Genomic DNA, 18,961 nt, shown 5'->3' with positions numbered 1-18,961 from the left:
GCACTTTTATTGTCGGCAACGGCCGGGTATTAACTGCGATTCAAGGAGCTGTTATATGCATTACCGTTCCCGTTCATTATTGGCGGCTGCTGTCGTGTCCGCTATCTGGCAAATTCCGGTCAACGCCGAAGAAACTTCGGCAAGTGCCGACAGCGAATCCCGACTTGGCACCGTGTTGGTCACCGGCACCCGTGGCACTTCACGCACCGTGCTCGATTCTCCGGTACCGGTCGATGTGCTCACCGCCGAAGACCTCAAATCTGCCGGCGCCGCTGATGGTGAACTGGGCGCGGCGTTGCAGACGCTGTTGCCATCCTTCAGCCTGCCGCGTCAATCCAACTCCGGTGGCGCCGACCATGTGCGTGCAGCGCAATTGCGTGGCATGAGTCCGGATCAGGTGCTGGTGCTGGTCAACGGCAAGCGCCGCCACACGTCGGCGGTAGTCAACGACTCCTCGAAGATCGGTCGTGGTACCGCGCCGGTCGACTTCAACTCTATCCCGCTCAGCGCGATCAAACGTATCGAAGTGCTGCGCGATGGCGCCGGCGCACAGTACGGCTCCGACGCGATTGCCGGGGTGATCAACATCATCCTCGATGACGCCCCCGAGGGCGGCGAAGTGTCGACCAGTTATGGCGTTTATCACACCCGTCAGGACGCCATCGGCAAGACCACCACCGACGGCCAGAACAGTGTGACCACCGCGAAGATCGGCACGCGTTTGGGCGAGGAGGGCGGCTTCATTCGTGGCGGCACCGAATACAAGGATCGCAACCCGACCAACCGCGCCGGTTTTGACGGTTTTGCCGATACCCCCGGCCAGCGCAACTATGTGATGGGCGACGGCGTCGCGCGCGATGTGAACCTCTGGTTCAACAGCGAATTGCCGCTGGCCGGCGGCAAGGCCTACAGCTTCGGCACCTATAACCAGCGCCACACCACTGGCGCCGAGTTCTATCGTTATCCGTATGAACAGCCGCAGTTCTACCCCAACGGCTATTTGCCGCAATCGCTCGGTGACAACAAAGACGTCTCCGCCACCGCCGGTTTCAAAGGCCTGCTCGGTGACGAGTGGGACTTCGACAGCAGCGTCACCCACGGTCGCAATCGCTTCGATGGATCGACCCGGCGAACACTTAACGTCAGCCTCGGCGAAGACTCGCCGACGAAGTTCGACACCGGCGATTACGAGCTGCGCCAGACCACCACCAACCTCGATTTCAGCCGTGAGCTGCGTCTCGGCGAGCGCTCGTTCGTACTCGCGGTGGGCGGCGAATACCGCTACGAAAACTACCTGACCTACGCCGGTGACGAGGCCTCTTACATCGGCGCCGGGGCGGATGGTGCCAATGGCCTGCGCCCGAGCGAAGAGTCGGATCTGGATCGCAACGTGTTCGGCACCTACGCCGAGTTGTCCGGCGATCTCACTGATCGCTTGTTCGTCGACGCCGCCACGCGCTGGGAGCATTACGATGACGCCGGCAGCAAACTCACCGGCAAACTCAGCGGTCGCTACAAGATCACCGAGCAATGGGCCTTGCGTGGCGCGGTGTCGAACAACTTCCGTGCACCGTCTCTGGCCCAGAGTGGCTTCCAGAACACCACCAGCAACTTTGGCGATGGCGGCACGCTGACCGATATTCGTGTGCTCTCGGTCAACGACCCGATCGCCCGTGCGCTGGGTGCGGAAAAGCTTGATCCGGAAACTTCGAAAAACTTCAGCCTCGGCCTGACTTTCCAGTTGAACGAGCGCTTCGACGCCTCGCTGGACGTGTTCCGCATCGACGTCAAAGACCGCATCACGCTGTCGCAACGCATTGGCAGCGATGCCCTGGAAAACTACATCAACGACAACTTCGGCGTCGCCGGTGTACACGACGTCAACTTCTTCACCAACGCCGCCGACACCAGCACGCACGGCGCCGAACTGGTGCTCAACTACCATCAGCCGTTCTACGAAGGGCAACTGGGCCTGACCACCGCGTATACCTACAACCACACCAAAGTCACCAGCACCAAAGGCACGCCATCGCAACTGACGGCGTTGGGCATCGGCAACGACGCCCTCGTTGGCGTTGAAGAAACCAACACCCTGACTGATGCTGCGCCGAAGGATCGCTTCATCTTTTCCGCCAACTGGGCCAGCGAACACTGGGGCCTGCTCGGACGCTTGACGCGCCAGGGCGAGACCACTCGCGTATTCGATTTCGGTGACTCGCAGCCCGAGCAAACCTATGGCGCGGTGTGGCAACTGGACGCCGAAGTGGCTTACAAATTTACGCCGAAATTCAACATCGCGGTGGGCGGTAACAACCTCACCGACAACTACCCGGAACGTTCCGGCTCGGCGATCAACTACGGCGGCAACCTGCCGTACGACGTGCTTTCGCCAATCGGCACCAACGGCGCTTACTATTACGCCCGCGCCACCTATGGTTTCTGACGCAGGGCCGGGGCGCCATCTGCCGGTTTTTCAGGCGTTGCTGATCACGCTGGGCATGGTGATTACCACCGACATCCTGAAAACCGCGCCGACCGTAGCGCTCAACGTCGGGCCGGAGCATTTCTATTGGGTTTGGGTGCTTGGCGGTGTCGCATCAATGATCGGCGCGCTGTGTTTTGCCGAGATGGCCACGGCGTTTCCGCACCCGGGTGGTGACTATCATTTTCTGCGCACGGCGTATGGTGATCGCATGGGATTCTTGTTCGCCTGGTCGCGGTTCTCCGTAATGCACACCGGGTGGATTGCCTTGTCGGCGTTCATGTTTGCTGATTACGTCGATGCGGTGGTGCCGTTGGGGCAGTACGGTTCGGGGTTGTTTGCCGGGGTGGTGATTGCGGCATTGGTACTGCTTAATCTCACCGGTAAACACATCGGCTTCATCACGCAGACCTTGCTGGTTGGCTTGCTTGCACTGGGTTTTTTGAGCATTGCCAGTGCCGGTGTCTTGCTGGTTTGGCAGGGCATTGAACCGCCACCGCCAAGCACTTCGCAGATGCCCGAGAACACCGGTATGGCCGGCTTCTCGGCGGCGATGATTTTTGTCTTTCTGGCGTTCGGCGGCTGGAGTGACGCGGCGACGTTATCGGCAGAAGTGCGCGATGGCCGACGAGGGATTTTCATTGCCATGCTCGGTGCGCTGAGCGTGTTGATGGCGATCTATCTGGCGCTGAACTGGGCGTTCGTTGTGGGCTTGGGATTCACCGGTCTGGCCGCCAGCAATGCCCCGGCCGTGGAGTTATTGAACCGCGCATTCGGCGCACCGGGTGTTCTGCTGATTTTGCTGATGGTCGGTATCGCCGCGATCGCGACCATTAACTCGACCTTGCTGGTCGGCGCTCGCACCACTTACGCGGCTGCGCGTGATGTGCCGCAACTGCGCAGTTTCGGCGATTGGGACGACCGCCATGGTGTACCGCGCAAAGCGCTGCTGGCGGAAGGTGCGGTGGCGTTGTTGCTGGTGCTGTTCGGCAGTTTCACCCAGAGCGGTTTCAACACCATGGTTGAGTACCTGACTCCGGTTTATTGGCTGTTTCTGAGTTTGAGCAGCTTGGCGCTGATTATTCTGCGGTCGCGTTTTCCCGAGGTGCCGAGGCCGGTGAAGGTGCCGTTGTATCCGCTGTTGCCGTTGCTGTTTTTTGGGTTGTGCGTGTACATGCTGTATTCCAGCGTGACGGTGGTGGGATATGGGGCGTTTTTCGGGATTGCGGTGTTGTTGGTGGGGGCGGTGATACTGGCAGTATTGAGCCGACTGACGCCAAGCCCTCACCCCAGCCCTCTCCCAGAGGGAGAGGGAGCCGACCGAGGTGTCTTGCGTGATACATCGACCTGAAAGACCGAATCGATTATGGATTCGGTGAGGCAAATACAGGTCGAGGTCGATTGTGATGCAGTGGTGCAAGTTCAGACTGAGTCGATTACGGAATTCAGTGAGCCATGCTCAGGTCGGTGTACTTATCCAATCCTCACCCCAGCCCTCTCCCGGAGGGAGAGGGGGCCGACCGAGGTGTCTTGCGTGATACATCGACCTGAAAGACCGAATCGATTATGGCTTGAAGCAAATACAGGTCGAAATCGATTACGGATTCAGTGAGGCACGTTCAGGTCGGCGTACTTTTCCAATATCCCCGGATCGGTTCCCTCTCCCTCGGGGAGAGGGCTAGGGTGAGGGGCTTCTGATTCTAGAAGGACACCTCCGCCGGCTGCGACAACCGCAGCACCGACAAATCCCCGGTAATACGCTTGTAAGCCAAACGAATCGCTTCGATGCTGGCCCCATTCTTCGCACTGTTTTCATGCAAGATCACAATCACCTTGGTACTCAAGCGCTCAGGCGCCTGAGCGTCCTTATCCCGCCACTGCCCATAAGCATCGAACACACTGAAACCATCAGGAAACCGTGACGTGACTTCCTGATCAAGAAACTCGCGCCAGCGCGCCGGACTCACCGCACCTTCCTTGCCATCAATCGAACCCACCGAAAAGTACAACTCGGTGCGAATCCACTGTGCCTGCGCCGGCCGCGAAGCATCGCCTTGCAGGGTCGAGCTGGCGGGATCATGGGTGTGAACGGACGCAGGAGGAGGGCTGGCACAACCGGCGACGGCCAGAAACAAGGCCGCCAGTAAAAGACGTTGAGGCATGGAACATCCTTATTGATCGTTAGGTGAACCGCACGAGTATAAGGTTGCGGTTTACCGGCCAATAAAGACCTGAAATGCAGGTATTTAGGCGCTTCGGGTATAACCCTTCACCGCGCAAAATTTGTGGGAGCGAGCCTGCTCGCGAAAGCGATTTTTCAGACAGCGAAAATGCCACAGCCTCACCGATTCATTACGCACTCGCCGGTGGTTTCGCCAACGCAATCTCTGCTGCACCCAGCCGCTTGAGAATCTCGAACAGCAAATCACTTTTGGTCACCCCGACAATCCGCGGGCTGCCCACATAACCTGTGACCGTCAAAGTAATCCCGTCCGGCGACAACTTGCTGAAGCGCACGAACGGTGCCGGTTTATCGAGGATGGTTTCGTTTTCTCGGTAGGTTGTGAGCAACAGCTCTTTGACCTCTTCAGGATCGATATCCAGCGGGAACACCAGTTCCAGCGATGCCACGCCTTGCGCGCTGCCGCCCAGGGTCACGTTGCGCAGGTTCTGCGAGATCAGTTGCGAGTTGGGCACGATGACGATCGAGCGGTCGCTGAGCTGGATTTCCGTGGCCCGTACGTTGATGCGGCGAATATCGCCTTCGACGCCGCTGATGCTGATCAGATCGCCGACCTTGACTGGCCGTTCGGTCAGCAGAATCAGTCCCGAGACGAAGTTCTTCACGATCTCCTGCAAACCGAAGCCGATGCCCACCGACAGCGCACTGACGATCCACGCCAGGTTGGTCCACTGCACGCCCAGCGACGACAGTGTCAGCAGAATCACAAAGGCATAACCGATGTTGGAAAACAGCGTGCTCAGCGAGGCGCACATGCCCGGGTCCATGTCGGTCTTGGGCAGGAACTCATTGTCGAGCCAGCGACTCAGAGCACGGATCAGCCAGATGCCGATCATCAGCGCCAGCACGGCATTGAGCAGGTGGCCGGGGACGATGTTCAGCTTGCGCAAACCGGCGCCGCCGAGGATCGCCATGATGTTGCTCGCCAGTTGCCCCAGCGTGGTGCCGATGCCACCGACAAACAGGGCGATGACCGCCAGCAGCAACAACGCGGCACGACTGAAACCGGACAGCAGAATCGAGATCTGATCGAGCCGCCGGTCACCGATACCCAGTAGCTGTTTGAGCGCTTTGCCGCTCGCGTGCCGGGGTGAGAACACGTGCTCGCAGACGTCCTTGATCAACTGGATCAGCAGGTAAAAACCTGACAGGACAATGTACGCCCACACCAGCTCATAGCTGATGAACCGCGCCAGCGATACGTAGCCAGCGAGCAGGGCAATCGCCGAGACAAACATCGAGACGCTGGCGAGGGTGTAAATCACCCCGGCAAATGTACTGTTCGCCGCCGAGGCATCATTGGCCGCGACCAGCGCCTTGCGCACTTTGCCGACGCGCAATAGCAGGATCGTGACGATTGCCAGCACAACGATGGAAATGACCCCGCGCCCGGCAATCACAATCTGGCTGCTCATGCCGGTGGCGTTGCTGACCTGCACCATCGTCACCAGCACCAGTAGCGTGCAGGACAGAATGCGCGGGTAAGGTTTGAGCGCCAGCGCTACCTGATCGGCAATCGCCGGCAAGCGCCACGAGGGATGCTCAGTCGACAGCAACGCGCGGCTCAAACCGGTGAGCAGCACGCAGGCATACACCACCTTCTCGAACTCCTCGGAGAAGGTTTCCAGCACCGGCGGCAAGGGTTGGTGGCGGGTGCAGGCATAAAACAGCAATTGCAAGGCGATGCCGGTGGTGACGATGGTCGCCAGCGCCGAGGCGAACGCCAGTGCACTGCGGCGCAGACGACCCTCCGGCATGCGGTGAATGCACACCCAGGTCAGACCCCGTTCCGCGAGCCTGCGGCCGAACGTCCAGATGACCAGCGCCAGCAACACCAACACACTGGTGTAGAAGCGCTGTCCCGGCGCCCACACGGTGGCCCAGGTGTCGCGCACTTGAGCAACGAAAAAGCGCAAGCGCTGCCGATCATCGACGGTCGGACTGACCAGCGGTGACCAGAATCGCGGACTTAGAATGCTATCAGTGCCCAGCGTCAGTTCGCTCTCCAGCAACGTGCGGCGGATGCCGGCGATCTGCGTAATCAGATCCGCCGCGCTCTGCTTCAACGCCGCCAGGCTCTTCAGCGTCCCGTCTACTTTATTCTTCTGCTCCGCCAGTGAGGCGCGCTGCGCGATGATATCCGCTTGCTCCGCCGCCACTTCGGCATCCGGCGCCGCCCCCAACACCCCCAGCTGCACAGCTAGCTGCGCCTGTTGCGGCAGCAACGCTGCGGACAACCGATCGACATCCAGAATGAACGCCTGCACACGATCCTGCGGGCCTTCGAGCTGGTTGTAATTGTTCGCCGCGGAAATCTGTTGTTTGAGGCCGTCGAGGCGTTGTTGCAAGGCCTGCAGATCGCTTTGCGAAATCACCGGCAACGGCGCGGCAGCGGTGGTTACCGGCGCCGGCAAGTCGGCTGCCCACAGTGGCGGACTGCCGCCAACCAGCAGCATGAATATGACAAAAAGCAATGACTTCAATGTGTTGCGCATGGGTGAGGCGGCTCGAGTGGATCACACAGTCTATGAGGTTAGGTGATCAAGCCGATTGGGGAGGAAAACTTTCCGGCAGAGCAGGGCCGGTGAGTGGCGCATCCAGACGAAAAAAGCCCGACTGATGAGGTCGGGCCTTTCTTCGGTGACTGCGGTGAAGCGCTGCATTCAGACGACGCGGCGTTCAATCAAACGGTCTGAACCGCCTTCGGCAACCGCATCGCTGAACAGCGGGTCGGTTTCGGTGGCGGCGGCCACCGCGTCGCTGAACAGTGGGTCGGTCTGAGTAGCGGCCGCCACTGCATCGCTGAACAGTGGATCAGTCTGGGTCGCAGCGGCTACTGCGTCGCTGAACAATGGATCTGTCTGGGTGGCAGGTTCAGCGGCAAATGCATTCAGGGCGAACAGCGAGAAAGCGATGCTGAGAAGGGCTTGGCGTTTCATGAGTGTGTGCTCCGAGGTGTAGTGGTTGGGTCTGGAGCCGATCTTACGCCGCGAGACTGATAAGAGAACTTCATTGAATTAATGGCTGTTATTGACGCAGTTAATGGTTGTTCTATTTGAACGCATCGGGGATTGCGCCGGGACTCATCTGAGCACTGATCAGCTCGGCCAACATCCGCACGGGTTCGGTGAAGGTCTGGCGAGACCGGTGCACAAGGCCGATATCGCGGTGGAAGGTGTGCTGGCCGAAGTCGAGTACCCGGACACCGGCGGGCCAGGCAAAATCCGGCGCCGTCTGCGGCACCAGCGCTACGCCGACTCCGTTCTCGACCAATTTGATGATCGCCTCCAGTTCATCCAGCTCACAGACCTCGTGCAGGTTGAAATGCATCTGCCGCAGGAAACGGTCAACCTGTCTGCCGCCGAAGGAGGATCGGTCATAGCGAATGAAGGGCTGGCTGCACAGCAAGTGGGTCCAGTCATCGCCCGCCACTGCGCGAGGCACGATCAACCGGTAAGGCTCCAGCGCCAGGGTGGTCCAGCGCAGATCACTCTGCAGTGAGAAGGGTGGGCGGATGATCACGGCCATGTCGATCTCGCCAGTATCAACGAGGTTGACCAGTTCCATCGACAACCCCGGCACCACGCGGGATCGGCACTGCGGACAGTGTTGGTGAAACTTCGCCAGGGCATCAGGCAGATAAGAGCGCTGCACCGACGCAATCGCGCCAATGTTGACCAGCACGCTGGGCGGCAGTCCCACCGTTGTCGTACCGAGACTGTCGTAGAGTCGCAGCAGTTCTTGCGCTTGCAGCAGTATCTGGTGGCCCATCCTGTTGAGATGGGCCGAGCGTCCCTTTCTGTCGAAAAGCTCAAAGCCGAGTTCGGCTTCCAGACGCTGGATCTGTGCGCTGACGGCGGCCTGTGTGAGGCCGATCCGGTTACCGGCAGCAGCGAATGTACCTTCGCGCGCTACTGCAATGAGTGTCTTCAGTTCTTTGATCATTCACAAATATTAATTGTGTTTCTAAGAAATATATATTGATTTTTATGTTGGGTTTTCCGTCCTAGGATGTTTCTCATCCCCGCCAGCGGCTGACCCAAAGCGCCGATGACGGTAGGAACGTTCACCAACCCACAAGAATATGATCGGAGTTCTGATGAGCCTCTCGCCTTTTCACCTCGCAATCCCCGTTTACGATCTGGCTGCAGCGCGCACCTTTTACGGTGAGGTCTTTGGACTTGCAGAAGGGCGCTCCAGTCATCAGTGGGTCGACTTCGACTTCTATGGCCATCAACTGGTTATTCACGAACACCCGAAAACCGCCTCCCAGGAAAGTGTTCACAGCAACCCGGTGGACGGTCACGACGTTCCTGTGCCGCACTTCGGCATCATTCTGGGCTGGCTACAGTGGGAGGCATTGGCCGAGCGCCTGAAGTCCTTTGGCACTCAGTTTGTGATCGAACCTTACATCCGCTTTCAAGGGCAGGTTGGCGAGCAAGCCACCATGTTCCTCTTTGATCCGTGCGGTAACGCTCTGGAATTCAAGGCTTTCAAGGATATGAGCCAGCTCTTCGCCAAATGACATCCGCCATGGCACAACCCGGTTGTGCCATTTGTTCTCTAGTGAGCTGGAAGCTCATGACTCTAGCAACTGCCCTTAGCGCAGACCTTTCATTCCAACAAAAAGGCTAGACATGAAACGTATTCCCTTGGTGTGGCAAATCGTTGCCGGGCTGTTGCTTGGCGTGCTCGTCGGTTGGTATTTCAATACCCATCCGCAGTATCAAACGTGGGTAAGTGCGGAGATTCTCAAACCCCTCGGTGACATCTTTATCAAGATGATGAAGATGGTGGTTGTACCGATTGTGTTCTGTTGCATGATTCTGGGCATTGCCGGCGGTGGCGATAACAAGTCGTTTGGCCGCATGGGCATCAAGTCGCTGGGCTATTTCTTTGCGATCACTGCGCTGGCCATCGTCGTCGGCCTGTGTTTCGCGAACATCTTCGAGCCGGGTACCGGTACCGATATTTCCGGCCTCTCGCACGGTAATGCATCGATCAGCATGGAGCCGTCAAAAGGCGCGCTGGTGATCTTGCAGAACATCGTGCCGGACAATGTCCTGGTGGCGATGTCGGAAGCGAAATTGCTCTCGGTGCTGTTCTTCGCCGTGCTGTTCGGCCTCGCTTTGAATGCGCTGCCGCGAGAAAAAAGTGCACCTGCAATCGCGCTGGTTCAGAGCATTTCCGATGCGATGTTCAAAGTCGTCTCAATGGTCATGGCCTACGCGCCGATTGGCGTCTTCGGCATGATTGGCGCAACGGTCGCGACGTTTGGTTTTGCCTCGTTGTTGCCGTTGCTCAAGTTGATCGGTGTGGTTTACCTGGCGCTGATGGTCTTCGCCCTGGTGATACTCGGCGGCATTTGCTACTTGATTGGCGAGAACATTTTCAAGTTGATTCGCTACTTCCGCAGTGAACTGATTCTGGCGTTCTCAAGTGCTGCATCCGCCGCGGTCATGCCGCAATTGATGAGCCGTTTGGAGAGCTACGGCGTACCGCGTCGGATCGTCAGTTTCGTGGTGCCGGTGGGTTATGCATTCAATCTGGACGGCGCTTCGATCTTCCTCGGGGTCGCGACGATTTTCGTCGCGCAGCTTTATGGAATCGACCTGTCGCTGTCGCAGCAGATCCTGCTGGTGGTGACGATGGTGCTCACCTCGAAAGGAGCTGCGGGGGTGCCCGGGTTCGCCATCATTATCCTCTCCGCAACGTTGGCGTCAGCCGGTCTTCCGTTGGAGGGCGTGGCGTTGATTGCGGGTATTTTCAGGATCATCGACAGCGGCACGACCACGCTGAACGTATTGGGCAATGCCATCGCGCCGCTGGTGATTGCCAAGTGGGAAAGGGCGGCTCTGGAACCTTCACGTGCTCCTGCAACAGCCGAAGTATGAGTTTTTCGCGGACATAAGCTTTTGAAATCGCACTGTTAACGAGTGCACGCCCGCTGGCAGAGGGGCGTTTTTTTGGTTCTTTTTACTAGACGACCGGTCTATTGATTTGGAGTTCTTATGCTTGATAACGCTGTAGATACCGACCTTTTCTCGCCCATGACTATGGGCGCGCTGCAGTTAGCCAACCGGATAGTCATGGCGCCGGTGACCCGCAGCCGCATGGCCGACGACGGCGTGCCGAATGCAATGCACGCGACCTATTACGCCCAGCGCGCCAGTGCAGGCCTGATCATCGCCGAAGCGACGAACATTTCCGCTCAGGGGCGCGGCTATGCAATGACCCCGGGTATCTGGTCGCAAGAGCAAGTCGCCGGGTGGAAGAAAGTCACCGATGCCGTACATGCCGCCGGCGGAAAAATCGTCAGCCAGTTGTGGCACGTCGGGCGTTTTTCCAGTGTCGAGTTGCAGCCCAATGGCCAGGCTCCGGTTGCGCCTTCGGCGATCAAGGCTGAGGGCAGCACGTACACCGAGAAAGGCTTTGTCGAAGTGTCGATGCCGCGTGCGCTTGAGACCTCGGAAATTCCCGGAATCATCGAGCAATACAAGCTGGCCGCCGAGAATGCCAAGCGAGCCGGTTTCGACGGTGTGGAAGTGCATTCTGCCAACAGTTATCTGCTTGACCAGTTTCTGCGCGATTCGACCAATCAGCGCAGCGATCAGTACGGCGGCTCCATCGAAAACCGTGCCCGGCTGACGCTGGAAGTCACCGAAGCGGTGGTGTCCATCTGGGGCAGCGACCGCGTTGGTATCCGCCTGTCGCCGGTAACCCCCGATGCCGGCAATACGCCGCCCGACAGCAACGTCATGGCGACTTACGGCTATCTGATCCAGCAACTCAATCGATTCAATCTGGCCTATCTGCATTTCGTCGAAGGCGCCACCGCCACTTCGCGCACCGTGCCGGCGGGCGTGGATCTGGACGCGTTGAGTGCGCAGTTCGAAGGCGCGTTCATTGGCAACAACAACTACGACCTGGCGATGGCGCTTGAGAGGCGCGCGCAGGGCCGCATCGATGCGGTCGCGTTTGGTCGCCTGTTCATTGCCAACCCCGATCTGGTGGAGCGTCTGCGCCGCGGTTTCGAACTGACCATTGCCCCGCGTCAGAGTTACTACGGCGGTGGCGCCAAAGGCTACATCGACTGGCCAACCGCTAACGCCTGAATATCCACCCGGATGTAATCGCATTCACTGTAAAGAGGAGCGGAACTTGAATTATCTACATAACAAAGTCGCCATCGTCACCGGCGCATCTTCCGGTATCGGGGCGGCAACCACACGTGCGCTGGCGGCACACGGCGTTCGCGTCGTTGCCGCCGCGCTGGACGAAAAGGGTCTGAATACGTTCGTCGCCGAGTTGCGTGAAGCCGGTCATGACGTGTGTGCATTTACCACTGATGTGACCCGGCCGGATCAAACCCGGGCGCTCGCCAGATTCGCGCAGGACACCTATGGCGCGGTCGACATTCTGGTGAACAACGCCGGGCTGATGCTGTTCTCCAACTGGGTCGATCTGGCCGTAGAGGATTGGGACAAGATGATCGACGTGAACATCAAGGGCTATCTCAATGCCACAGCAGCCGTGCTGCCAATGATGCTGGAGCACAAGTCCGGGCAGATCCTCAACATGGACTCGGTGGCTGGCCATCAAGTCGGGCCGGCGGCGGGTGTTTACAGCGCCACCAAATTTTTCGTGCAGGCCATGACCGAGTCCATGCGCAAGGAGTTGGGCGTGCAGCACGGCATCCGCGTCAACACGGTCAGCCCCGGCGTTATCAATACCGGCTGGGCGGACAAGGTCAGTGATCCAGAGGGGCGCAAGGCCGCCCAGGAACTGAACCGCATCGCCATCGCGCCTGACGATATCGCGCGTGCGGTGATTTACGCGCTCAACCAGCCGGAAAACGTCACCGTCAACGACCTGATCATCTCGCCGACGCGCCAGGATTGGTAATCGGCGGCTGTTCCTGCTGCCGGGTACTAATTCTGGCTCCCGGCAGCCTTTGTCACTCACCTCCAACGATAGGAAACAATCATGTCCAAGAACATCAAAGCCGTGCCGACCGCTGAATACAACGCTGTGATCGCCACCGCCAACCAATACGTCGAAGGCCTTCGTATTGGCAGCGCGCAAGGCGTCGCTCAAGCCTTCCATAAAGAGGCGGTGATGTACGGTTTCACCAACGGCGAATTACTCGGCGGCCCGATCAAGAACCTGTTTGATTTCGTCGAGAAAAATGGCGCAGCCCCCGAAATCAGCACGCGGCTCGACGTGCTGGCGATCACACCGACCACCGCTGTGGTGCGTGTGGACATGGAAACGGATGCGATTGGTGCCGACTACAACGACTATCTGACCCTGATCAAAATTGACGGCGTCTGGAAGGTCATTGCCAAGGTTTATCACCAGTTCGAGGCCTGAGTAACGTTCGATCCCGGTAGCTCGCTGCCGGGGTCGGCGAATGATCAATCAGAAGAGGAATGGAGATGTCGAAGGTTGAGTTTTCCGCTGTGGTGGATGGCGCTGCACAACAGGTCTGGAACGTGGTGAAGCAGTTTGGCGAGATCAAGAATTGGCACCCTTCGATTGTGCACAGCCATATCGAAGGCGCAGGACCCGAGACGGTGGGGTGCATTCGCACGCTCACTTTGAGCGATGGCGCCGTTGTCAGAGAGCGCTTGTTGTCGGTTGATGACTCGGCGTTAACGCTTTCCTACTGCTTTGAAGAGGCACCTTTACCGCTGGACAATTATGTGGCCAGCGTGAAGTTGGTGGCTTTGACCGGGCAAGACAAAACACTGCTCAGTTGGCTGGCCAGGTTCGATCTTCGAGAGCCGAACAGTGCTGAGCACTATCAGACACTGATCCGCAGTCTGATCGTCGATGGCCACAATGGGCTGCAAGCATTGCTTGCTCGGTAATACGCAACACAGGTTCCCACGCCCGCATTCCCTTGAGGAATGCGGGGCATGAACCGAATGAATTTTTACTCGCGCTCACTTCGGCGTAGCGTGCTCAAAAACAAGGAGCATTGCCGTGAGCCAAACCTCGACCAGCCCCGCAGAAAAATTCGACACCTCGCGCGCCAGCGAATACGCCCGGCAAAGTCGCATCGCCCTGGCCGGCTACGACGCCTGTCACGATCTGGCGGCCTGCATGTTGGCCGCCAGTCTCGGTTCGCGGCCGGCCAACATACTGGTGGTCGGCGCTGGCGGTACGGCGCAGGAAATCCTTGCGATGGCGGCGCTGGAGCCGCAGTGGCGCTTCATCGCGGTCGATCCTTCCGCGCCGATGCTGGAAACCGCCGTGCAGCAGTTACAGGCCAACGACTTGCGGCATCGGACGCAGGTTCATCTCGGGTATGTCGAGGACCTGCCCGCCGATGCGTCATTCGACGCGGCAACATTGATTGGCGTGCTCCATCATCTGGACGGTGACGAACCCAAGCGCCAGATCCTGCAATCGATTCAGGCGCGCCTCAAACCGGGCGCGCCACTGATCGTCGCGGGCAATCATTACGCCTATGCCAGCCAACCGTTATTACTGCAGGCGTGGGGACAGCGTTGGCGGCAGCAGGGCGCCAGCGCGCAAGAGGTGCAAGCCAAACTCGGCAAGATCCTGCAAGGCGCCGATCCGCCGCATTCCGAGGCGGCAGTTCAGGCGCTGTTGCGTGAGGCCGGGTTTGGCGATCCGACGCGGTTTTTCAGCAGTTTGTTCTGGGGCGCGTGGCTGACGTGTAAAACGCCTTCTTGATGCGGACTGACTCGTAAGGTGCGCTCAGACTTGCCGTTTACTGAACCGTACGCACTCGATCCATTGTTCCCTGGTCAGCCCATAGCACTTGCACAGGGCCGGTGCACTGGAGAGGTTCAACTCGGCATCATACAAGTGCACGGCGCCGATTTTCAGCAGCGCTTTTTGCGAACGCAGGTTGGCGGGGCCAACGTGGAAATAGACGATGTCGTAGACCTTGAAGGCATGTTCCAGCATCAGTGCCTTCAACTCACGATTGGCCTCACCACCCCATTTGGTCCGCGTCAGAAAGGTGTAGCCGATGGCGATACTCTCGGGCTGATCGGGCGGCGTGTAGTAGCTCGACATACCGACGATCTGCCCCGACTCGATATCGATGACGGCAAGTGCTTTTGCGCTCGCCAGTCGCGCGGCGAAGTACGCTTCAAACACCTGCCGCTCATAGCGATCGCTGGCGGGGTGGCCGGTCCAGATCAGCGGGTCACTGGCCGCTGAAAACAGCGCTTCAAAATCACTGGCGCTCAACGCCCTGAGTTTCAGCGTGCGCCCATAAAGGGCGAGTTGGCAGTTGAAATCAAGTACAGGCATGGTTTCCGTTCCTGGTCGAACAGGGTTGTGCAACCAGTTTAGGGCGGCAGCACGTTAAGGAAAGATCCAATTCGATGGGTATTCATGGAGCCAACGGTCTACGGGTTTCGCAGGGTAAGTTGGTGCAGCTTTTGCTTAAGTGGTTTTGATCCAACAATGCAGAGGAAGTAGACAAGAGGCGCCTGACAACAATCTCGACTGGAGATCCGCAGGCAAATATCGGTGAGAAAAGGACAACCGCCTATCATGAGTCTTTCCAGTATTGCTGTTTTATACCGATGGAAACTGCACAGCGGCAAAGAGGAAGCCTTCAAGCAAGCCTGGGCTTTGCTGTCTGAACAATTGATACAACGAGGCTCGCTCGGGTCGCGTCTGCACCGAGGTGCTGACGGCTGGTGGTACAGCTATGCCGCGTGGCCGAGCGTCGCGTCTCGCGATGAGGCATTCAATCGAGAACCTCTTGATGCCGGCGCTTTGACGATCATGAGGGCGGCAGTGGCGGAGTCTTGTCCGGAAGTGGTGCTGGAGCCGGTGGTGGATCTGTTGCTATGAGAGGCGCCGCTCGGCCTGGGCGACGCCGTCAGGGTTAACTGCTCGCACGGTGTTCTGCTGGAGAACGCAGAGGATTTTTTCGCCATGCGAGGGGGATTTCAGCTTTCGCGGGTTTCGACTGGCTCTGCGGCTTCAGCCTCCAGTTTCGCCCGGTCAGCCTTGCTGATGTATTTGGGCTTTTTCGGTGCGAGTTTGGCGCTGGCCTTTTTGGCCTTTTCCTTGAACAACTGCTTCAGTTTTTTCTGGCGATTCATGTGTTCTGCTCTGTGCGTAAGGGTAAATGTCGACTGGCGAAGGGCGTAAACTGAGTCAGCAATTGTCATACCCGGTTAAACGAATAGACGCTCCACATTTGCTCCTTTCGCTCGAAAAGGGGCGAATCCTGACGTAAGCATCGGGCCAAGGCAACGCTAATTCCTCACATGGCGATAAAGTCGCGCACAGCCTTGATCGTCGGCGCCGGGGCTTCTTCCATCAACCAATGTCCCGCCGCCGGGATCACCACCTCGGTGACGTTGTCTGCAGCATTGCGCATGACGATCGCTTCATTGTTGCCGAAGGACTTTTCACCGCCCACGGCCAGCACCGGCATGCTCAAGTGTTTCTGCAGGACGGGAGCGTTGTCGAGGGCGTCCTGACGAATGCTGCGAAACTGGGCGAACGCGGCGTACATGGCGCCGGGGCGGGCGTAAAGCTTGGCGTAGTGCTGGCGGGTGCCTTCATCGACTTTGGCCGGATTGCCGGCGAACTTTGCCCACATATCGCCGGTATCGCCGAAACCATGCAACAGCACCACGGCCGGGCCTTTGCCGCCGACACGTACGTGCAGCGTCGCGCCGTCGACTTTGATGTCTTGAGTATGGAAGTTGGCGGGAAACGGTATGACATCCGCTTGGGCCATAAGGCTTAAGGCGAAAATGGCGAGGCCAGTCAGCAGCGGTCGAGTCATGGCGAGTCTCCGGGCGGGGGGCGATGGAGAGAGCGTAGATGCATCGATCAGGGCGGTTGGAATTTTGTTCGAAGGTCCGGCGGGGTGTCGGCCATGCGCAGATCCACTGGAACCAACGATCACTCAAGCGAAATAAACTAAGCTGATGTGTAACGTCAAGATGACACAGGAGCAACCCACCATGAAGGCGCGCCGTATGATCAAGTCACGTACGTTGATTGCAACGGTTTCTTCCCTGGCGCTGGTTTTCAGTTCGGCGATGGCATTGGCTGATCCCGGTAACGGAAAGGGCCAAGGGCAGGGCAATGGCAAGGGCAATTCGCAGAACGTGCAGGGGCACGGTAACCAGAAAGGCAATGGCGGCAACAAGGGCAACAACTCCGGTGGCGACTGGAGTCATGGCCCAAGCATCGACCGCGGCAATGTGCTCGGAATTGTCGGCGGCTACCGCGACTATTGGAGCCCGGGCCCTTCGCTGCCACCGGGCATTCAAAAGAACCTTGCGCGCGGCAAACCGCTGCCGCCCGGGATCGCGAAAAAACTCGATGGACGCCTGGTCGGCCATCTGCCGCATTACGATGGCTACGAATGGCAGCAGGTGGGCACAGACCTGATACTGGTGGCGCTGGCAACCGGTCTGATTTATGAGGTGCTGAACGGGGCGTTTGATTAAGGCGCCTCTTGGCAAATGCTGCTGTTGGCCATGGGCTTTTGACTGCCGGCAGTGATCTGTGCGGATGGCGCGAATGGAAGCAGATTTCCTGCCTGCACCACTGCGCGCCACCCACCGCAATCAAACGATTTTCAAAGCACTCAGCACGATCAGCGATTGCTCGGCAAATGCCTGGGCCTGTTCGGTCAGCGCGGCAATGTTGGCTTCGGCGGTGGTCAGCGGTTTGCCGTCCTTGACCAGCACTTCGTTTTGTTCAGCGATGACGCTCCACACCAGTTGCGCCCACTCCGCCGGGTGCTGTTTGCCTTGGCGGATGGCAATCAGGAACAGTTGCTGGAAGCGGCTGACCGTGACGCCACCACCGGTGACCGGACTGCTCAACACCTGAATGTCAGCGTTGAACAGCGCGCGCTTGCACAGTTGCAGGTTGAATGCTGCGCAGCGTTCGTACACCAACGCCTCGGCGGCTTCGCTCTGGCAAGGGGCAACCGCGCCCATGCCGATCAGAATGGCGATGGCCTGTTCCAGATCGTCATAGGCCATTGGCGACACCGCATCGAGCAGCTGCTGCATTGTTCTGGCTTCATACGTCTGGCCCGCAAGTGCATTGAGGACCGGGCGGTAAATTTCCGCTTGCAGTGACGCTTCGCCAGCCGGGCCGGTAACGCTGGACGCTACGGTTTCTGCCGGTTGCATCAGCACAAATCGCGTATTGAGCATGCGCGAGCGGCGCTCGGTGGCGCTCAGTCGGTTGGCACCGCGCACGTACAGGTCGCGACGGAAAGCCTGGTTGACGAAGTAGTCACGTGCCTGCTCGCGCATCACCGGATGTTCGATACCGTCGAGAAAGGCCAGGCCTTCGGCGCTCAGATTGAGCGCATCGACCGAATCCAGCGGCACCGCCGTCGTCACGTAATCGAGCTTGGCCGGGGCCAGCGCATCAACCATGTCGGCGAAATACATGCAGTTCCAGTCGCGATTGAAGTATTCGTGGGCGACGTACTGACGGTCCTGGCCTTTGATGGTCTGCAGTCGGGCGCCCAGGCTCGGTGCGGCCAAGGCGTACTTGGGGTTGGCCGCCAGCAACGCTTCGGAAAACTGCAACGCGGCATCGATGCGCTGATCCGCCCGCGTCGAGTGATTGGCAAAGCGGTCGTGCAGGCTGAACAATTGGCGCAACGGCGCTGAAGGCGACCAGCCCGGGAATGCGTTGTAGCTGACGTACAGATGACCACCCGGTTTGAGGTGGCGCCGGGCGAATTCGACAATCAGCTTCTGGTTGTCACGGCTGACCCAGGTCCAGATGCCATGCAGGCTGATGCTGTCGAACTGCGGCAAATCCTGGCGCGCCAGCAGTTGCTCGAAGCTGTCGTCATAGAGTCTTGCGCCGTTGTTGCTGAGTTCCGCCAGTTCAATGGCATGGGCCGCCTGACCGGGGTGGAAGTCCGTACCGACGAAGCCGCCGGGGTTGGCCGTGGCGTGGATATTGATCGATACACCCTGACCAAAACCGAGTTCGCAGTGATAACCGTCAGGATTGTCCAGACCGGCAAAGCCGCGCAACAACAGGCAGTAACGCTGGAAAACCGGATTGATTTCCCGGCTATAGCTGTAGGTGTAGCCTTCGTCGGTGAAATAACCTTCGTTCCAGGCATTGCTCATGGGTGCAGCCTCTTGAATCGTAATAGGAAGTGGCACTTACAGGGAGGTGGACTGGCGTCGTGAAAACCCCTCGCTGTCCACCAGGATGTTGTCGGCAGGATGGAACCA

General features: G+C 58.7%; 19 protein-coding genes. 11 read left to right on the top strand and 8 right to left on the bottom strand.

The features are described 5' to 3' along the window. Nucleotides 1-55 precede the first annotated feature (55 nt). Entirely contained in the window at nt 56-2,443 is a 2,388-nt protein-coding gene (locus ACRRSD_RS02900; protein WP_435037037.1) for a TonB-dependent receptor plug domain-containing protein, read from the top strand. Then, nucleotides 2,433-3,833 carry an APC family permease gene (locus ACRRSD_RS02895; protein WP_435037036.1) on the top strand — a complete coding sequence of 467 codons (1,401 nt, stop codon included), beginning with the start codon at nt 2,433-2,435 and terminating at the stop codon, nt 3,831-3,833. Before ACRRSD_RS02900 ends, ACRRSD_RS02895 begins: the two co-directional genes overlap by 11 nt. Before the next feature lie 349 nt (nt 3,834-4,182). On the opposite strand, the gene ACRRSD_RS02890 is transcribed toward ACRRSD_RS02895, so the two are convergent. The 4 genes from ACRRSD_RS02890 to ACRRSD_RS02875 form a co-directional block, all read right to left on the bottom strand. Next, nucleotides 4,183-4,644, bottom strand: a complete 462-nt coding sequence (locus tag ACRRSD_RS02890) for a DUF3574 domain-containing protein (RefSeq protein ID WP_435037035.1) — start codon at nt 4,642-4,644, stop codon at nt 4,183-4,185. Between the two features lie 190 nt (nt 4,645-4,834). Then, entirely contained in the window at nt 4,835-7,219 is a 2,385-nt protein-coding gene (locus ACRRSD_RS02885; RefSeq protein ID WP_435037034.1) for a DUF3772 domain-containing protein, read from the bottom strand. Between the two features lie 168 nt (nt 7,220-7,387). Further along, a complete protein-coding gene (locus tag ACRRSD_RS02880) occupies nt 7,388-7,663 on the bottom strand; it encodes a hypothetical protein (protein WP_435037033.1) in 276 nt (91 codons plus the stop codon). Nucleotides 7,664-7,775: 112 nt separating this feature from the next. Beyond that, nucleotides 7,776-8,669 carry a LysR family transcriptional regulator gene (locus tag ACRRSD_RS02875; RefSeq protein ID WP_435037032.1) on the bottom strand — a complete coding sequence of 298 codons (894 nt, stop codon included), beginning with the start codon at nt 8,667-8,669 and terminating at the stop codon, nt 7,776-7,778. 154 nt (nt 8,670-8,823) lie between these two features. On the opposite strand from ACRRSD_RS02875, the gene ACRRSD_RS02870 reads away from it, so the two are divergent. The 7 genes from ACRRSD_RS02870 (at nt 8,824) to ACRRSD_RS02840 (ending at nt 14,429) form a co-directional block, all read left to right on the top strand. Beyond that, nucleotides 8,824-9,249 (top strand): VOC family protein, encoded by a 426-nt coding sequence (locus ACRRSD_RS02870; RefSeq protein ID WP_435037031.1) that lies wholly within the window; start codon nt 8,824-8,826, stop codon nt 9,247-9,249. A gap of 112 nt (nt 9,250-9,361) precedes the next feature. Further along, nucleotides 9,362-10,618 carry a cation:dicarboxylate symporter family transporter gene (locus ACRRSD_RS02865; protein WP_435037030.1) on the top strand — a complete coding sequence of 419 codons (1,257 nt, stop codon included), beginning with the start codon at nt 9,362-9,364 and terminating at the stop codon, nt 10,616-10,618. 117 nt (nt 10,619-10,735) lie between these two features. Then, a complete protein-coding gene (locus tag ACRRSD_RS02860) occupies nt 10,736-11,839 on the top strand; it encodes an alkene reductase (protein WP_435037029.1) in 1,104 nt (367 codons plus the stop codon). Between the two features lie 46 nt (nt 11,840-11,885). Next, the gene (locus ACRRSD_RS02855) at nt 11,886-12,629 is read left to right on the top strand and encodes an SDR family oxidoreductase (RefSeq protein ID WP_435037028.1); all 744 of its coding nucleotides are present in this window, start codon (nt 11,886-11,888) and stop codon (nt 12,627-12,629) included. An 81-nt stretch (nt 12,630-12,710) separates the two neighbouring features. After that, a complete protein-coding gene (locus tag ACRRSD_RS02850) occupies nt 12,711-13,097 on the top strand; it encodes a nuclear transport factor 2 family protein (protein ID WP_435037027.1) in 387 nt (128 codons plus the stop codon). A 65-nt stretch (nt 13,098-13,162) separates the two neighbouring features. Beyond that, the gene (locus ACRRSD_RS02845) at nt 13,163-13,597 is read left to right on the top strand and encodes an SRPBCC family protein (protein ID WP_435037026.1); all 435 of its coding nucleotides are present in this window, start codon (nt 13,163-13,165) and stop codon (nt 13,595-13,597) included. A 115-nt stretch (nt 13,598-13,712) separates the two neighbouring features. Then, nucleotides 13,713-14,429, top strand: a complete 717-nt coding sequence (locus ACRRSD_RS02840; protein ID WP_435037025.1) for a class I SAM-dependent methyltransferase — start codon at nt 13,713-13,715, stop codon at nt 14,427-14,429. Between the two features lie 24 nt (nt 14,430-14,453). Here ACRRSD_RS02840 and ACRRSD_RS02835 read toward each other — a convergent pair whose 3' ends face one another. Then, nucleotides 14,454-15,017, bottom strand: a complete 564-nt coding sequence (locus ACRRSD_RS02835) for a GNAT family N-acetyltransferase (RefSeq protein ID WP_435037024.1) — start codon at nt 15,015-15,017, stop codon at nt 14,454-14,456. Between the two features lie 246 nt (nt 15,018-15,263). Here ACRRSD_RS02835 and ACRRSD_RS02830 point away from each other — a divergent pair, with 246 nt between their 5' ends. Next, nucleotides 15,264-15,569, top strand: a complete 306-nt coding sequence (locus ACRRSD_RS02830) for a hypothetical protein (RefSeq protein ID WP_435037023.1) — start codon at nt 15,264-15,266, stop codon at nt 15,567-15,569. Between the two features lie 98 nt (nt 15,570-15,667). Here the strand turns inward: ACRRSD_RS02830 and ACRRSD_RS02825 are convergent, their stop codons facing one another. Both ACRRSD_RS02825 and ACRRSD_RS02820 read right to left on the bottom strand, forming a co-directional pair. Further along, entirely contained in the window at nt 15,668-15,823 is a 156-nt protein-coding gene (locus ACRRSD_RS02825) for a DUF2986 domain-containing protein (RefSeq protein WP_080762070.1), read from the bottom strand. A 164-nt stretch (nt 15,824-15,987) separates the two neighbouring features. After that, nucleotides 15,988-16,518, bottom strand: coding sequence for an alpha/beta fold hydrolase (locus ACRRSD_RS02820; RefSeq protein WP_435037022.1), 531 nt, complete (start codon nt 16,516-16,518; stop codon nt 15,988-15,990). 196 nt (nt 16,519-16,714) lie between these two features. Here ACRRSD_RS02820 and ACRRSD_RS02815 point away from each other — a divergent pair, with 196 nt between their 5' ends. Beyond that, on the top strand, nt 16,715-17,191 hold the full coding sequence (locus tag ACRRSD_RS02815) for an anti-virulence regulator CigR family protein (RefSeq protein WP_435038470.1): 477 nt from the start codon (nt 16,715-16,717) through the stop codon (nt 17,189-17,191). Nucleotides 17,192-17,311: 120 nt separating this feature from the next. Here ACRRSD_RS02815 and ACRRSD_RS02810 read toward each other — a convergent pair whose 3' ends face one another. Beyond that, nucleotides 17,312-18,853, bottom strand: coding sequence for a methyltransferase regulatory domain-containing protein (locus ACRRSD_RS02810; RefSeq protein ID WP_435037021.1), 1,542 nt, complete (start codon nt 18,851-18,853; stop codon nt 17,312-17,314). Nucleotides 18,854-18,961 lie beyond the last annotated feature (108 nt).

This window comes from Pseudomonas neuropathica, assembly GCF_051174785.1.
GTDB lineage: Bacteria > Pseudomonadota > Gammaproteobacteria > Pseudomonadales > Pseudomonadaceae > Aquipseudomonas > Aquipseudomonas neuropathica_A.
This window is presented reverse-complemented; position numbering and strand designations above follow the sequence as displayed.

Excerpts from the sequence above, each read along its gene's own strand:
- ACRRSD_RS02900 (WP_435037037.1), top strand. The coding sequence starts at position 56 with ATGCATTACCGTTCCCGTTCATTATTGGCGGCTGCTGTCGTGTCCGCT.
- ACRRSD_RS02895 (WP_435037036.1), top strand. The coding sequence starts at position 2,433 with ATGGTTTCTGACGCAGGGCCGGGGCGCCATCTGCCGGTTTTTCAGGCG.
- ACRRSD_RS02890 (WP_435037035.1), bottom strand. The coding sequence starts at position 4,644 with ATGCCTCAACGTCTTTTACTGGCGGCCTTGTTTCTGGCCGTCGCCGGT.
- ACRRSD_RS02885 (WP_435037034.1), bottom strand. The coding sequence starts at position 7,219 with ATGCGCAACACATTGAAGTCATTGCTTTTTGTCATATTCATGCTGCTG.
- ACRRSD_RS02880 (WP_435037033.1), bottom strand. The coding sequence starts at position 7,663 with ATGAAACGCCAAGCCCTTCTCAGCATCGCTTTCTCGCTGTTCGCCCTG.
- ACRRSD_RS02875 (WP_435037032.1), bottom strand. The coding sequence starts at position 8,669 with ATGATCAAAGAACTGAAGACACTCATTGCAGTAGCGCGCGAAGGTACA.
- ACRRSD_RS02870 (WP_435037031.1), top strand. The coding sequence starts at position 8,824 with ATGAGCCTCTCGCCTTTTCACCTCGCAATCCCCGTTTACGATCTGGCT.
- ACRRSD_RS02865 (WP_435037030.1), top strand. The coding sequence starts at position 9,362 with ATGAAACGTATTCCCTTGGTGTGGCAAATCGTTGCCGGGCTGTTGCTT.
- ACRRSD_RS02860 (WP_435037029.1), top strand. The coding sequence starts at position 10,736 with ATGCTTGATAACGCTGTAGATACCGACCTTTTCTCGCCCATGACTATG.
- ACRRSD_RS02850 (WP_435037027.1), top strand. The coding sequence starts at position 12,711 with ATGTCCAAGAACATCAAAGCCGTGCCGACCGCTGAATACAACGCTGTG.
- ACRRSD_RS02845 (WP_435037026.1), top strand. The coding sequence starts at position 13,163 with ATGTCGAAGGTTGAGTTTTCCGCTGTGGTGGATGGCGCTGCACAACAG.
- ACRRSD_RS02835 (WP_435037024.1), bottom strand. The coding sequence starts at position 15,017 with ATGCCTGTACTTGATTTCAACTGCCAACTCGCCCTTTATGGGCGCACG.
- ACRRSD_RS02830 (WP_435037023.1), top strand. The coding sequence starts at position 15,264 with ATGAGTCTTTCCAGTATTGCTGTTTTATACCGATGGAAACTGCACAGC.
- ACRRSD_RS02825 (WP_080762070.1), bottom strand. The coding sequence starts at position 15,823 with ATGAATCGCCAGAAAAAACTGAAGCAGTTGTTCAAGGAAAAGGCCAAA.
- ACRRSD_RS02820 (WP_435037022.1), bottom strand. The coding sequence starts at position 16,518 with ATGACTCGACCGCTGCTGACTGGCCTCGCCATTTTCGCCTTAAGCCTT.
- ACRRSD_RS02815 (WP_435038470.1), top strand. The coding sequence starts at position 16,715 with ATGATCAAGTCACGTACGTTGATTGCAACGGTTTCTTCCCTGGCGCTG.
- ACRRSD_RS02810 (WP_435037021.1), bottom strand. The coding sequence starts at position 18,853 with ATGAGCAATGCCTGGAACGAAGGTTATTTCACCGACGAAGGCTACACC.